Genomic DNA, 14,394 nt, shown 5'->3' with positions numbered 1-14,394 from the left:
GCGCGTCGATCGCCCGCCGTCAACTTTGTAAGCGGCTGCGCCTTGACATGCGGGCCCGCCTCGCATAACATCGGCGAATCGTGACGCTGCGCATCGTGCACACCGTCGGCGACGACGAGCTCGCCCGAGTGTTCGTCGCCGAGACCGAGGACGGCTCTCGCGTCGAGCTCGTGGAGTCGATCCAGCCGCCGCGGCCGCGCGCGGAGAAGTGGGTCCTCATCGTGTCGACGCTCAAGGGCTGCCCGATCGGCTGCCCGATCTGCGACGCGGGCGGCTCGTACGAAGGCGAGCTCACGAGCGAGGAGATCCTCGCGCAGATCGAATTCCTCGTGCGGCGGCGGTACCCGGACGGCCGGGTGCCGGTCGCGCGGCTCAAGGTGCAGCTCGCGCGGATGGGGGAACCGGCGCTGAACGACGCGGTGCTCGAGGCGCTCGAGCTGCTGCCTTCGCGCATCGACGCGCCGGGGCTGATGCCGTGCGTCTCCACGGTCGCGCCCGTCGGCCGGGAGCGGTTCTTTGCCGAGCTCGTGGCGATCAAGAACCGGCGCTACGCCGGCGGGCGCTTCCAGATGCAGCTGTCGGTCCACACGACGGACGACGCGGTGCGGCGCCGGCTGATCCCGGCGCGGACGCTGCCGCTCCCCGACCTCGCCGCGCTGGGCGGGCGGTTCTTCGCGCCGGGCGATCGCAAGGTGACGCTCAACTTCGCGCCCGCGGTCGGCCTGCCGCTCGACCCCGGCGTGCTCGCGCCGCTCTTCGATCCCGACAGGTTCGCGATCAAGCTCACGCCCATCAACCCGACACGGGCCGCGCTCGAATCCGGGCTGCGGGGCGTCGTCGATCCCCTCGACCGCGCGCGCTGCGGCGAGATCGTCGAGGCGTTCGAGCGGCGCGGCTACGAGGTGATCCTGAGCATCGGCGATCTCCGCGAGAACGCGATCGGATCGAACTGCGGGATGTTCGTGAGGATGGGAGAGGAATGAGAGGCATAGGAGGAATGGGAGGATTGGGCTGGCCCAGGCGCCGTGGTCCGGTCTTTCCCATGCTTCCTATGCTTCCCATGCTTCTCATTCCTTTGGCCGCCCAAGCCCAGTCCCCCGCCCCCAAGTCCGCCGCCGAGGGCCCGGAATGGATGCTCGTCGTGACGCCGATGGCCGGGTGGCTGCGCAACACCGCGCGGTTCCCGGTGCCCACGGGGAGCGCCGACGAGGACGGCGACGGCGAGTCGGAGCTGATCTACGAGACCTACGAGTTCACCGACGACGGGTGGGGCGGCGGCGTCACGCTGATGGGGTATTACAAGTACGTCTCGCTCACGAGCGTCTTCTTCGGCTTCCCGAAGGTCAACCAGTCGCACGTGCTCGGGAACGTCACCTACCTCGGCGGCATGATCCCGACCGGCACGTTCGTCGAGCCGTACGTCGGGTTCGGACTCGCGCTCGTGGCGACCGACATCCGCTTCTTCGACTTCCGCGATACGCGGTACAACGTCATGGGCGGCTCGACCTGGCGCGGCGACGCGCACATGCCCTTCATCCACGTGGAGAACGACGTCGTCGCACCGTTCCCCAAGCTGGGGCTCAAGCTCGCGCTGCCGATCCAGCACTGGTACGTGCAGCCGTTCTACAGCTTCATGTACGAGAATGTCCGCACCCGCGCCCGATCCGCCGGGGGCGAGGTGACGCTGCGCGAGGCCGACGCGGAGACGCACGAGCTCGTCGAGGGCGGCCTGGAGACGTTCGTCGAAGTGCGCGCGTTCGACGAGCGCTCAGAGAAGGAGTATTATTCGCACCTCGTCGGCGCCGACTTCCTCGTCGATTTTCACTACTTTCTCCAACTGCGCGGCAAGGTGTACTACAACACGAACCACGATCTGTGGACGCTGCGCCTCATCGCCTCGGTGATGTTCAGCGCCCACATGGGGATCGCGGCGTACTTCGAGTACACGGAGAAGATCACGGTGACGAACACCTACTTCCTCGTCGGGCCGGCGATCCTGTTCTCGCCGCCGGGCTTCATGGAGGAGATGATGGCGCGGCGTCACCGCAAGGGAGGTGGCTCATGAGGATGGCGGCGCTCGTGTGGGCGGCCCTCGCTGCGTTCGAGGCGTCGGGGTGCGATGGCTCCGGCTCGGCGGGTGACGGGGGAGCGGACGCGGACACCGACACGGACACGGACGCGGACGCCGGCGACGCGCTCGGGGCGATCGAGCTCACGGGCAACTGGGACGGCGCGATCCCCGACGGGGCGACGTTCAAGACCGCCGTGTTCGAGTGCCCGTTCTCGATGCCGCCGATCTATTCCGACCTCGACGGCACGATCGATCCCGGCACCGGCGACGTGCACGGCCTGCTCGAGGAGATCGAGCCGGGCGTGTGGTGCCTCATGGCGTACGTCGACATGAACCCGGACGACGGGCTGGCGCCGGTCGCGGGGACAGACGCCGTCAACGCCACGGGGGAGGAGAACGAGAGCGGCGCCCTCGAGGTCGACGTCGCCGCCGGCGAGACCACGATCGTCGATCTGATTTTCCAGATCTAGCTCCTCACGGCACTGAACATGCGCGCACCCGAAGCGGCCGCCGCCGCGCCCGCCGCGCGCTCTAGACGTGTATTTTTTCGATAATAAGGAGTAAAAAGATCGGCCCGGGGATGCCGTAACCCAAAGCCGCGTTACTTTGTCCGGCGCGCTCGGCGACCCGGGTCGGTGTTTTTTTGCTCCGAGAGGAAGAGACGTCATGGCCTTGAAGATCGACAAAGAGATCTGCATCAACGCGAACCGCTCGCTCGCGCTCGAGTGGCTCGACACGAACGGCACCGGCGCCTACGCGTCGAGCACCATCCTCGGCTGCCACACGCGGCGCTACCACGGGCTGCTCGTCGCGCGCCTCGCCAAGCCCGCGGGCAAGTTCGTCCTCCTGTCCAAGCTCGACGACGCGCTCGTGCTCGGCGGTCGCGAGCACCCGCTGAGCGTCCACGCGTACCCCGGCATCCTGTACCCGACCGGGCACCGGTACCTGACCGGCTTCGAAGATCGGATCGCCCCGACGTTCACGTACGACGTCGGCGGCACGGCGCTCCGGAAGCAGGTCGCGCTCCTGGCCGGGCGGAACACCGTGATCATCCGGTACGAGGCCGCGGAGCTGGGCGCCTCCGCCAAGATCCGCGTCAAGCCGCTGCTCGCGTACCGCGACCACCACGCGCTCACGCGCGAGAACCTGTTCCTCAGGGTGCGCACGTTCCCGGCGCGCGAGGGGTTCAAGATCGACCCGTACGAGGGCCTGCCGCCGTTCTTCGTGCAGATCGAGGGGCGGTTCGAGTTCTTTCCGGCGCCGACCTGGTACCGCAACTTCGAGTACCACCGCGACGATCGCCGCGGGTTCGCCGCCCACGAGGATCTGTTCAGCCCGGGCGTGTTCGAGATCGATCTCCTCCCCGGGAAGCCGATCCACCTCTCCGCCTCGGTGGAGGAGCTCCCCGATCGGCTCGGCGGGATGTGGGAGGAAGAGCTGGACGCCCGGCGCGCCCGCGACAAGAAGGTGCGCGGCCCGGCGCTCGAGAAGGCGCTCCTTAGGACCGCGCGGAAGTTCCACTCGGTCGACCCCCACGGAAGACCGGCCTTGTGCGCCGGCTACCCGTGGTTCCTCGAGTGGGGCCGCGACGCGATGATCTCGCTGCCCGGCCTCATGTCGTACGACGGCGAGGCCGAGCGGTACCTCGAGGTGCTCCGCACGTTCGCGGCGCACCGCCGGCACGGGCTCATCCCGAACTTCATCGGCGCGACCGACGAGGCGAACGCGTACAACTCGGCCGACGCGAGCCTGTGGTTCGCGTACGCGGTCCAGAAGTACCTCGAGCTGACCAAGGATCACGCCGGCGTGAAGGGCGCCGTCTGGGACGCGCTCAAGGACGTCTTCGAGAGCTACAGGCGCGGCACGATCCACGGCATCCGCATGCTCCCGAGCGGCCTCGTCGAGGCCGGCACGCCCGAGGTCCAGGTGACCTGGATGGACGCCATGGTCGACGGCAGGCCGGTCACCCCGCGCAACGGGTGCGCGGTCGAGCTGAACGCCCTCTGGTACAACCTCGTGTGCGAGCTCGCCGAGCTCGGGACGCGGTTCAAGGATCCTGTCGCCGAGGACGCGGCGGCGCTCGCGCCGAGGATCGCGGCGGCGTTCAACGAGGCGTTCTGGCTCGAGGGCGAGGGCCGGCTCGCGGACGTCGTGCGCGGCGACGAGGTCGACACCTCCATGCGGCCGAACCAGATCTTCGCGGCGTCGCTGCCGCACTCCCCGCTCGAGGCGGATCGGGCGCTGCGCATGCTCGACGCCGTGCGGCGCGAGCTCGTGACGCCGCTCGGCCTGCGCACGCTGACGCCGGGCCACCCCGACTACCGCGGCAGGTACCAGGGCGATTCGAGGGCCCGCGACACGGCGTACCACAACGGGACCGCGTGGCCGTGGCTCCTCGGGCACTACGGCGAGGCCCTGCTCAGGCTCACCGCGGACAAGCAGGCCGCCGTGAACACGCTCACGAGGTACCTCGACGCGTTCGAGCGGCACCTCGACGAGGAGGGGCTCGGCGCGATCTCGGAGGTTTTCGACGGCGATCCGCCCCCGACCCCGGGCGGTTGCTTCGCCCAGGCGTGGAGCGTCGCGGAGATCCTGCGGCTCTCGAAGATCGTAGAGCGCGAGCGGAAGAAGCTCTCGCGCCGACAGGCCAGGTGATGATGCGATGAGAGTCCTCATGTACGGATGGGAGTTCCCTCCCCACATCAGCGGCGGCCTCGGGGTCGCCTGCTTCGAGATGACGCGGGCGCTGCGCGATCTCGGCCACGAGATCACGTTCGTCGTGCCGCGCCTGAAGGAGGGGGTCGAGACGTCGTCCCACGTGCGGCTCCTCGGCATGGCGCAGTTCGCGACGTCCGAGCAGCGCGTCGTGGAGATCGAGACGCAGCGGTTCCTCGAGGGGATCGAGATCAAGGCGATCGAGTCCCCGCTCCGGCCCTACCTCACGGATCCGGAGTACAAGGAGATCATCGAGCGCCTGCAGCGCATCCACCGCGAGCGGCACGGCAGCCTGGAAGAGGGGTTCCACGTGACGTTCACGGGCGACTACGGCCCGGACCTCATCTCCGAGGTCGTGCGGTACGCGCAGGTCGCCGGCGCGGTCGCGGCCACGGTGCCCCACGACGTCATCCACGCCCACGACTGGCTCACGATGCTCGCCGGCGTCGAGGCGCGGCGCGCCAGCGGGAAGCCGCTCGTGCTCCACGTCCACGCGCTCGAATTCGACAGGTCCGGCGACAACGTGAACCAGGCCGTGTACGACATCGAGCGGTTCGGCATGAAGAACGCGGATCGCGTGGTCGCCGTCAGCCAGCTCACGAAGCAGACGATCGTCAACCGGTACGACATCGACCCCGCGAAGGTGGAGGTCGTCTACAACGCGATCTCGGGGCGCTCTCGGCAGGCCGGCGGGAACCGCGCCGCGCGGCGCGAGAAGGTCGTGCTGTTCCTCGGCCGGATCACCTTCCAGAAGGGGCCCGACTACTTCGTCGAGGCCGCCGGCAAGATCCTGCAGAGCCGGGACGACGTCCGGTTCGTCATGGCGGGCAGCGGCGACATGGCGCCGCGCGTCATCCAGCGCGTCGCGGAGCTCCGGATCGGCAAGCGGTTCCACTTCACCGGGTTCCTCACCGGCGCGGCCGTGGACCGCATGTACGAGGAGAGCGACATCTACGTCATGCCGAGCGTCTCCGAGCCGTTCGGCATCTCGCCGCTCGAGGCGATGTGCCACGACGTGCCGGTGATCATCTCCAAGCAGTCCGGCGTCGCCGAGGTGCTCAAGCACACGCTCAAGTTCGACTTCTGGGACGTCGGCGAGCTCGCGAACCAGATCAACGCCCTCCTGGATCACCCGTCGCTCCGGGACGAGCTGGTTCGGCAGGGGAGCCGCGAGATCGAGAACCTCAAGTGGAGCAACGCCGCGCGAAGGCTCACCGGCATCTACGAGCAGCTCGCCGCGCGTCGCGGGTGAGGAGGAGGAGCGATGGTCAGCGTTTGCATGTACTTCCAGGTGCACCAGCCGAACCGGCTCCGGCGGTACTCGTTCTTCGACATCGGCCGCGACCATTTCTACGAGGACGACGACAAGAACTGCGGCATCCTGCGCAAGGTCGCGAACAAGTGCTACCTGCCGACGAACCAGGTCATGCTGGATCTCATCAAGAGGCACGGCGGCCGCTTCCGCATCGCGTACTCGCTCTCGGGCACCGCGGTGGATCAGCTCAGGAAGTTCAGCCCCGAGACGCTCGACTCCTTCAAGCGGCTCGTCGACACCGGCTGCGTCGAGATCCTCTCCGAGACGTACAACCACTCCCTCGCGTTCCTGTACTCGAAGGCGGAGTTTCACAGGCAGGTCGATCTGCACCGCGAGATGGTGCGGCGCGAGTTCGGCGTCACCCCGACCGCGTTCCGGAACACGGAGCTCATCTACAACAACGACATCGCCGCCGAGGTCGAGCGCATGGGCTACAAGGTGATCCTCGCAGAGGGCGCGGACCGCGTGCTCGGCTGGCGCAGCCCGAACTTCGTCTACCAGCCGGATCCGTGCGCGAAGCTCCGGCTCCTCCTGAAGAACTACCGCCTCTCGGACGACGTCGCGTTCCGGTTCTCGAACCGCGGCTGGCCCGAGTGGCCGCTCACGGCGGAGAAGTACGCGTCGTGGGTGCACCAGGTGAACGGCAACGGCGAGACCGTGAACCTGTTCATGGACTACGAGACCTTCGGCGAGCACCAGTGGGCGGACACGGGCATCTTCGAGTTCCTCTCCGCCATGCCCGCCGCGATCCTCGCGCACCCGGACTTCACGTTCCACACGCCGTCCGAGGTCGCCGAGGGGAGCTCGCCGATGGCGAAGCTCGACGTCCGCGACTTCGTCTCCTGGGCCGACGTGGAGCGCGACCTGACGGCGTGGCGCGGGAACCCGATGCAGGAGGACGCGCTCGAGGCGATCTACGGCCTCGAGAAGCGCGTGCTCGAGAAGGGCGACCCGGACCTCGCGCGCGTGTGGCGGTCGCTCCAGACCTCCGACCACTTCTATTACATGTGCACGAAGTGGTTCGCCGACGGCGACGTGCACAAGTACTTCAACCCCTACCCGAGCCCCTACGACGCGTACATCAACTTCCAGAACGTGCTGGGCGACTTCGAGACGACCCTGGCCGGCTGAGCGGATTCGAGAATAGTGCGTACCGCGGGTGCCTTGCACACCCGCCTTGACGGCTGGATCCAGATGAATCGCATTTTTGTCTTGACATAATACATATTCCTTCCAACATTCTACTTCAGTGATCCAATGCATCGGTTCGCTTGGGGGGGGGATGGCGAGAGAAAACAGACCAGCGAAGCAGGATGCGCGTAGGAGGTTATCGCGGGCGGCGGCGTGCTTGGCCCGTTCTCCATCACTGTATCCCGTGCGGTTTCCGCCTTGGTCTTGTTGCAACTCCGCTAGGCACCTTTTTCAGTTCAACGAAAAGATGTCCGAGTCCGCTCTCGAACGCGAGACATTCGCGGACGATCGGTCGCAAGAGAAAGGGATAGGATAATGAAACGGAGCGTTTTTGTACTTTCTGTAATTGCTTTGTTTTCGCCGGGCCAGTCTTTTGCAGAATATGAAAGTGTTACGTTTGGTGTCGACAATTTTAGTTGCAGTACTTGTTGTCCTTATGGTGATGAACTCTCCTATTCCGCTGAAACCGCTGACGAGATGGATACGGGATTTGAACTTATATATTATGATCAAACCACATGGTTTAGCAATTCCGCGGTAGATGGTCGCGATTGGACTGATGATTCACGGCGAGTTTGGGGGACGGATGATGATGATCCCTATGGCACGGACTACGCAGACGCGGCTGCTGTCATTTCTCATGGTGTAAGCAGGTGCAGTAGTAGTCTGGACAATGCCGGAGGGTATTGGTCTGATGTTGTGATGGGGGAGTCACATGGCGGAGTCGATCGCTGCACAAGTTCCTCTTGCCAAGATTGCAAGATTCGAACAAACTCCTATTTCTACACTGACGACGACGAGTGCATTGAGTATTCTGGGCACATGAAATACGGCGGTGGTGCTCCCAATGAAGAGCTTAACGTTCTAATTCTGGCAACTTGTCAAAGCATGCAGAAATGCGTATGGGACAACGGTGGATACGCACACGTCGATGATGGTGGGGAAGCATTGCAAATGATCAATGGGTTTCATGGGAATAGCAGTGAAGCCTGGTACTCACCTGGTGACTACAAAGATTACGTCCATTATGCTAAATATAATGGGATTGGTGACGACTGGGTGGACAAACTGACCAAATACGGCGATTGTGCGGTGAGCTACGTCATTGCTTCAAGTGAATCGGTCGCAACGGATTTCTTTACTTTGGGCGGTTTTAAAGACCTCAAAGATACCGGTACACATCGAGGTGCGTGGATATGGTTTGTGGGAGGGTGCGATCCGAGTGGCGGACCTGCGCTGCCAGAGAACTAGTAAAGAAGGAGACGCGATCATGAAGAGGGAAGAACCAGTATTGGAAGTGAGAGCGTTAGCTTTCCTTCTCGTATGTTTAATGTCTTTTGCCTACGTGCTACCTGCCAATGCCGACGACACCGAGGTAAGAAAGGCAATATCATCGCGATTCGAAATTGAAAACGGGAAGCTGATTTTACAGTTGGACGCAGTCGATTCAAACATATTGGGAGCGAAGGAGTTTATTGAGTGGTCATTTGACGATTTTGCAGAAAGAATTGGCGAAGTATCTGGGATTCCCGATTATGTCGGTGAGTTGGAGATAGAAGAAGCCGATGAATGGTTGGATTATGAAGATGTAGTGTCTACTGCGGAATCTGAGTATTGTACGGTTCAATTCAACCAATATGAAATGATAGTCGCGGTTCGCGACAACCGCGGATACGATGTTGATTGGGAGTCTGTAAGTGAAGAAGGAGTCGATGAGGATGAACTTCGAAAGAGGTCAGAAGAAATTCTCTGGGAATTTGGTGCACTACCAGAAGAGACTCAAGATATTCGAACTGCCTATCTAATGAGCGGGTACATTGACTACACGAAGGCGAAGGACGGATTCATTGGACCTGAAAAATATTCTCGGAGGGCTGTAAAGGTAATAATTGAAAGAATAATTGGTGGAATTCCAGTTCTGGGCGACAGAATGGTTTTCTCTTATGCGTTGGATGGTGGATTTCGGAAATTGATAGGACAGTGGAAACGGATCGATTTTTCGGAGAGCGTTCTTGGCATTAGTATGACCGAAGAAGATTTCAAAGAGAAAGCTTTAGATTACCTTGAGGAAAAGCAGATGGCAGAGGGGAAGACGATTTCAATAAATACTGATCTCCCGATTGTACTTGGAACACACTATATGCCTGTTGAGATAGAGCCCGGGGTCTATGGGCTGGAAATTCAAGGATACGCAAGAGTTACTATTAGAGGTCCGGAGAACTCAACGAAACAAACGATTTACAGTTTTGAACTGTATTAAAAGAAACATGATGAGGACCACTGTAATAGTAAGGATGGCGAGAGTATGCGCAGCAATCTGCGTGGCCTTTACAACATCGTGCGGCGCATCGAAGGGAGGACTCTGTGGAGAGAATGGTACTGATTTGACGGAGTTCATTGAGTACGCAGAAGAGAATCTCGGCGGCATATTTGAAGGAAAATTTGCAGAATACGTTGAAACCGAGATGACATGCTCGTTAGAAGGCGCGGAATTTTCTTTGGAAATAGAGACAATGGGGAACTACTGCGAGGGCGATCCTGATACTTATGAGCAGGGAACACAAGTGGATTGCTCCCAGGACGCGATTCGTTCGATAATTGAAGTACGGAGCACGATAAACATTGCGGGAGAAGGGGAATTTGATCTAGGTGGGGGGATAGAGATAGTACCTTGCGACGAAGGCCCATCATATTCTATTGCACTACTTGGACAATTTGAAGAAGCGCAATATGATATTACCTATGAAAGTACTCTCGGGAGTATTGGATGGACGCTTAGAATAGAAGAAAATGAAGTTGATTGCGATTGCAAAATGGTTATCGACAGCCATCAGGCTCCAAGCGACGGAGATGGGGGCTTCTCCAATCAGAGTCTGTGAAACGGCAGGTGTCAGGCACCCGCGGTACGCACTTTCGACGAGAGTGGCGGTCCGCTTTTGCTCGCGTTGCGAGCTTCGGCGTGATCGTCGATCGTCGATTTGGAATCTCGATCGGCAGGTGTCAGTCGGCAGGTGTCAGGCACCCGCGGTGCGCACTTTCGCTTCGGTTGAGGCACGCCCCCGTCAGCGCGGCGTGTACACCTCCCGGCGATGGCCGATGCGGACGACGAGGATGACGATGCGCGCGTCGTCCTTGTGGAAGACGACCCGGTAGCTCCCCACGCGCAGCCGGTAGAGCCCGGTCCCGGTGAGCCGCTTGACGTTGGCCGCGAGCGCCGAGGGGTTCGCGCATAGCACCTCGAGCTTCTCCTTGACGATGACCTGCACGGTGCGATCGAGGCGCGCGAGCTCCCGCGCCGCGGAGCGCTTGAACTCGAGCCTATAGGTCACAGACCGATCTCCTCGAACACCTTCTCGCCGGGCACCACCTCGTCGCCGTCGTCCGCGAGCCGCTTCTCGGCGAGCTTCACGTCGAGGTAGTCGAAATAGAACAGGAGCGACTGCTCGACGAGGCCGCTGCGCGTCATGTCGAGCTCGGCCGACAGCTCACCGAGCTCTTGGATGAGCTCGGAGTCCAAGGTGAAGATGGCGCGTGCACGAGACATATGAACCTCCATGTATCTAATTTATTCATATAAACATATGAACATCCGGTGTCAAGCTGCTCGGCCATCCACGCGCCAGGCAACTTCGAGGTGACGCCCACCGGGCGATTCGCGTATGCTGTGCGGCGCAAAACAACCGAGGGCAAGCGGATGGTGAGGCGATGAAGTACCTGTTCGAAGTGAGCTGGGAAGTCTGCAACAAGGTCGGCGGCATCCACACGGTCATCACGTCCAAGGCCGCGGCGGCGGTCGCCCACTACGGCGACAACTACTACCTGCTCGGTCCGCTCACGGAGACGAACGCCGACTTCCTCGAGACCGACGAGCCGGCCTTCGCGCCCGTCCGGCAGGCGCTCGAGGCGAAGGGCTTCAAGTTCCGGATCGGCCGCCTGGACATCCCGGCGCGGCCCAAGGTGATCCTGCTCGATTTCAAGAACCGGTTCGACGTGGACAAGCTGATGTTCGGCTACTGGCAGCGCTTCGGCGTCGACTCGATCGCCGGCCACTGGGACTACGTGGAGCCGGTGCTGTTCTCGACCGTGTGCGGCGAGGCGATCGACGCGATCTGCGACGCCGTCGCCTCCGACAACGATCAGGCGGTTGCGCACTTCCACGAGTGGATGTGCGGCGGCGGCCTCCTCCACCTCAAGCAGGAGGCGCCGGAGATCGGCACGGTGTTCACGACCCACGCCACGATCCTCGGCCGCTCCCTCGCGAGCACCGGCCGCGACATCTACGCGAGCGACGCGGGGATCCACCCCGCGGAGGACGCGACGGCGCTCGGCGTGTCGGCCAAGCACTCGATGGAGGTCGCCTGCGCCCGTGAGGCCGACTGCTTCACGACCGTGAGCGGGGTCACCGCGGACGAGGCCGAGATCATCCTCGGCAAGCGGCCGGACCGCGTCGTGTTCAACGGGTTCGACATCGCGGGGCTCGGCGCGCCGCTCGAGGTCCGCGAGCGCGGGCGCGCGACCCGACGCAGGCTCATGGAGATCGCCGAGCGCCTGGTCCAGCGCGATCTCGGGCCGCAGACGAGGCTCTTCCTGAGCTCGGGCCGCTACGAGTACCGCAACAAGGGGTACGACGTCTTCCTCCGCGCCCTCGGCGCGCTCGACGCGCGGCTTCGGGTCGAGAAGGACGCCCCCATCGTCGTGGCGTGGTTCTTCACGGCGAGCGACAACGCCGGCGTCAGCGACGAGATGCGGCGCCGCGTCCAGGAGGGCTCCAGGGCCTTCGGCGCGCCCGAGATCTGCACGCACCGGCTCTGGGACGAGGGCAACGATCCGATCGTGCGCGCGTGCCGGGAGCTCGGCCTGGTCAACGGGCCGGAGAACAAGGTGCTCGTGCTCCTGACCTCCGCGTACCTGAACGGCCACGACGGGCTCGTCGATCTCCCGTACTACGACGTCCTCGCGGCCTCGGATCTCGGCGTGTTCCCGTCCTGGTACGAGCCGTGGGGCTACACGCCGCTCGAGAGCATCGCCCTCGGCGTGCCGACCGTCACCACGGATCTCGCGGGGTTCGGCAGGTGGGCGCGCAACGTCCCGGCCGATCGCGGCAGGAGCGTCACGATCGTCGATCGCGCCGGCCGCACGGAGGAGACGGTGACGCGGGATCTCGCGGACGTGCTCGACGCGTTCGCCCACATCGGCGACGCGGATCTCGAAGAGGTGCGGGTCAAGGCGCGCGCCATCGCCGAGGATGCGGACTGGCGCAGCTTCTTCGGCGGCTACCTCGACGCGTACGACGTCGCGGCGGGCAAGGCCGCGCGCCGCATCGACTCCCTCGACACGTCGCTCTTCTCCGAGGAGCTGTTCTCGACGTTCCGGCCGAGCGAGTACCGCGGGCCGCACTACCGCTCCTTCACGGTCGTCCCCACGCTGCCCAACGCGCTCGCGGGCCTGCGGGACGTCGCGCACAACCTGTGGTGGTCCTGGCACCCGGAGGGGCAGGAGCTGTTCGAGGACATCGACAACGAGCTGTGGGAGACCTGCCGGCACAACCCGGTCCGCGTGCTCGCGAAGGTGCTCCCCGCGCGGCTCGAGGAGAAGGCGCACGATCAGCAGTTCATGCGGCGCTACGAGCGCGTGACGAAGTCGTTCTCGAGCTACATGAACGAGGAACGGGCGTTCGTGGAGGCGAGCAGTGACCTCGATCCGGGATCGCCGGTCGCGTACCTCTCGATGGAGTTCTGCCTGCACGAGAGCCTGCCTATCTACTCGGGCGGCCTGGGCGTGCTCTCCGGCGATCACCTGAAGGCGGCGTCGGACCTCAACTTCCCGCTCGTGGCCGTGGGGCTGTTCTACCGCCAGGGGTACTTCAAGCAGCAGGTGGACGCGCAGGGCGAGCAGCTCGAGCAGTACCCGTTCCTCGAGACGTCGGAGCTGCCGATCCGCGTCGTGGCGGACGAAGCCGGGCGCGAGCTCCGCGTGCACGTCGACCTCGCCGGTCGCATCGTCGCGGCCCGCGCGTGGGAGATCCGGGTCGGCCGCGTGAAGCTCTACTGCCTCGACACCGACATCGACGAGAACCGGCCGCGGGATCGGGAGATCACGTGGCGGCTCTACGGCGGCGATCGGCAGACGCGCATCGAGCAGGAGATCCTGCTCGGCGTCGGCGGGGTGCAGCTGCTCGAGGAGGTGCTCGGCCTCTCGCCGTCCGTGTACCACCTCAACGAGGGGCACTCGGGCTTCGCGCTCTTCGAGCGCATCCGCCGCCTCATGGCCCGCGGGCTGTCGTTCCAGGAGGCGCGCGAGGCGGTGAAGGCCGCGTCGGTGTTCACGACGCACACGCCCGTGCCGGCCGGCAACGAGATGTTCGACCTCGACCTCGTCCGGCGCTACTTCGAGCCGCTCACGAAGGAGCTCGGCGTCGCGTGGAGCGGGCTCGAGGAGATGGGCGTCGCGGAGGCCGGCGGCGCGCCCCAGAAGTTCTCGATGACCGTGCTCGGGCTCAAGCTGTCGAGCAAGGCGAACGCGGTGTCGAAGCTCCACGGCGAGGTGTGCCGCCAGATGTGGAACTCGGTGTGGCGGGATCTCGCCGTCGAGGAGGTGCCGATCGGCGCCATCACCAACGGCATCCACCTCCCCTCGTGGATCGGCAAGGACATGCGCCGGCTGTACGGCCAGTACCTCGACGTCCGCTGGGACGAGAACCACGACGACCCGATCGTCTGGGAGCGCGTCGACGACATCCCGGACGACCGGCTGTGGTACGAGCACATGGCGCAGAAGCGGCGCCTCATCGAGAGCGTGAAGGAGCGGTTCGTCCGCGACTACTCGCGCCGCGGCGAGGATCCGCAGCTCCTGCGCGAGACGCTGGAGCGGCTCGATCCCGAGGCGCTGACGATCGGGTTCGCGCGGAGGTTCGCGACGTACAAGCGCGCGACGCTCCTCTTCCGGGATCGCGAGCGGCTGTCGCGCATCCTCGGTGATCCGCGCCGGCCGATCCAGATCCTGATAGCGGGCAAGGCGCACCCGGCCGATCGCGCGGGGAAGGACCTGATCCGGCAGATCGTCGAGCTGTCGCGGAGCGAGGAGTTCCGCGGCAAGATCGTGT

The 14,394-nt window shown here is 63.8% G+C and carries 12 protein-coding genes; 10 read left to right on the top strand and 2 right to left on the bottom strand.

Annotated features, from left to right (window positions below; genetic code table 11):
* Positions 1 to 80: 80 nt before the first annotated feature.
* The 9 genes from M0R80_00080 (at position 81) to M0R80_00040 (ending at position 10,171) form a co-directional block, all read left to right on the top strand.
* Entirely contained in the window at positions 81 to 983 is a 903-nt protein-coding gene (locus M0R80_00080; GenBank protein ID MCK9458061.1) for a radical SAM protein, read from the top strand.
* A gap of 77 nt (positions 984 to 1,060) precedes the next feature.
* The gene (locus M0R80_00075; protein ID MCK9458060.1) at positions 1,061 to 2,065 is read left to right on the top strand and encodes a hypothetical protein; all 1,005 of its coding nucleotides are present in this window, start codon (positions 1,061 to 1,063) and stop codon (positions 2,063 to 2,065) included.
* Entirely contained in the window at positions 2,062 to 2,541 is a 480-nt protein-coding gene (locus tag M0R80_00070) for a hypothetical protein (protein ID MCK9458059.1), read from the top strand. The genes M0R80_00075 and M0R80_00070 overlap by 4 nt, the downstream gene beginning before the upstream one ends.
* 196 nt (positions 2,542 to 2,737) lie before the next feature.
* Positions 2,738 to 4,726: a glycogen debranching enzyme N-terminal domain-containing protein gene (locus M0R80_00065; protein ID MCK9458058.1), complete on the top strand. Its 1,989-nt coding sequence runs from the start codon at positions 2,738 to 2,740 to the stop codon at positions 4,724 to 4,726.
* A 7-nt stretch (positions 4,727 to 4,733) separates the two neighbouring features.
* The gene (locus M0R80_00060) at positions 4,734 to 6,038 is read left to right on the top strand and encodes a glycosyltransferase family 4 protein (GenBank protein ID MCK9458057.1); all 1,305 of its coding nucleotides are present in this window, start codon (positions 4,734 to 4,736) and stop codon (positions 6,036 to 6,038) included.
* Positions 6,039 to 6,050: 12 nt separating this feature from the next.
* Positions 6,051 to 7,232: a glycoside hydrolase family 57 protein gene (locus M0R80_00055; protein ID MCK9458056.1), complete on the top strand. Its 1,182-nt coding sequence runs from the start codon at positions 6,051 to 6,053 to the stop codon at positions 7,230 to 7,232.
* 375 nt (positions 7,233 to 7,607) lie between these two features.
* Positions 7,608 to 8,543 carry a hypothetical protein gene (locus tag M0R80_00050; GenBank protein MCK9458055.1) on the top strand — a complete coding sequence of 312 codons (936 nt, stop codon included), beginning with the start codon at positions 7,608 to 7,610 and terminating at the stop codon, positions 8,541 to 8,543.
* 19 nt (positions 8,544 to 8,562) lie between these two features.
* Positions 8,563 to 9,552 (top strand): hypothetical protein, encoded by a 990-nt coding sequence (locus M0R80_00045; protein MCK9458054.1) that lies wholly within the window; start codon positions 8,563 to 8,565, stop codon positions 9,550 to 9,552.
* Positions 9,553 to 9,559: 7 nt separating this feature from the next.
* Positions 9,560 to 10,171, top strand: coding sequence for a hypothetical protein (locus M0R80_00040; GenBank protein MCK9458053.1), 612 nt, complete (start codon positions 9,560 to 9,562; stop codon positions 10,169 to 10,171).
* 183 nt (positions 10,172 to 10,354) lie between these two features.
* Here the strand turns inward: M0R80_00040 and M0R80_00035 are convergent, their stop codons facing one another.
* Both M0R80_00035 and M0R80_00030 read right to left on the bottom strand, forming a co-directional pair.
* Positions 10,355 to 10,621, bottom strand: a complete 267-nt coding sequence (locus M0R80_00035; protein ID MCK9458052.1) for a type II toxin-antitoxin system RelE/ParE family toxin — start codon at positions 10,619 to 10,621, stop codon at positions 10,355 to 10,357.
* A complete protein-coding gene (locus M0R80_00030) occupies positions 10,618 to 10,836 on the bottom strand; it encodes a hypothetical protein (protein MCK9458051.1) in 219 nt (72 codons plus the stop codon). Before M0R80_00030 ends, M0R80_00035 begins: the two co-directional genes overlap by 4 nt.
* Positions 10,837 to 10,997: 161 nt before the next feature.
* Between M0R80_00030 and glgP the strand changes: the two genes are divergently transcribed.
* Positions 10,998 to 14,394: alpha-glucan family phosphorylase (glgP, locus tag M0R80_00025; protein MCK9458050.1), on the top strand; the 3,397-nt coding region annotated here is incomplete at its 3' end.

The organism is Pseudomonadota bacterium, assembly GCA_023229365.1.
GTDB lineage: Bacteria > Myxococcota_A > Polyangia > JAAYKL01 > JAAYKL01 > JALNZK01.
Note: the sequence above shows the minus strand (reverse complement) of the source record. Positions and strands in the feature narration are given on the sequence as shown.

What these genes read in the sequence shown, in the direction of transcription:
- M0R80_00075 (MCK9458060.1), top strand. Translation starts at nt 1,061, where the DNA reads ATGCTTCTCATTCCTTTGGCCGCCCAAGCCCAGTCCCCCGCCCCCAAG.
- M0R80_00070 (MCK9458059.1), top strand. Translation starts at nt 2,062, where the DNA reads ATGAGGATGGCGGCGCTCGTGTGGGCGGCCCTCGCTGCGTTCGAGGCG.
- M0R80_00065 (MCK9458058.1), top strand. Translation starts at nt 2,738, where the DNA reads ATGGCCTTGAAGATCGACAAAGAGATCTGCATCAACGCGAACCGCTCG.
- M0R80_00060 (MCK9458057.1), top strand. Translation starts at nt 4,734, where the DNA reads ATGAGAGTCCTCATGTACGGATGGGAGTTCCCTCCCCACATCAGCGGC.
- M0R80_00055 (MCK9458056.1), top strand. Translation starts at nt 6,051, where the DNA reads ATGGTCAGCGTTTGCATGTACTTCCAGGTGCACCAGCCGAACCGGCTC.
- M0R80_00050 (MCK9458055.1), top strand. Translation starts at nt 7,608, where the DNA reads ATGAAACGGAGCGTTTTTGTACTTTCTGTAATTGCTTTGTTTTCGCCG.
- M0R80_00045 (MCK9458054.1), top strand. Translation starts at nt 8,563, where the DNA reads ATGAAGAGGGAAGAACCAGTATTGGAAGTGAGAGCGTTAGCTTTCCTT.
- M0R80_00040 (MCK9458053.1), top strand. Translation starts at nt 9,560, where the DNA reads ATGATGAGGACCACTGTAATAGTAAGGATGGCGAGAGTATGCGCAGCA.
- M0R80_00030 (MCK9458051.1), bottom strand. Translation starts at nt 10,836, where the DNA reads ATGTCTCGTGCACGCGCCATCTTCACCTTGGACTCCGAGCTCATCCAA.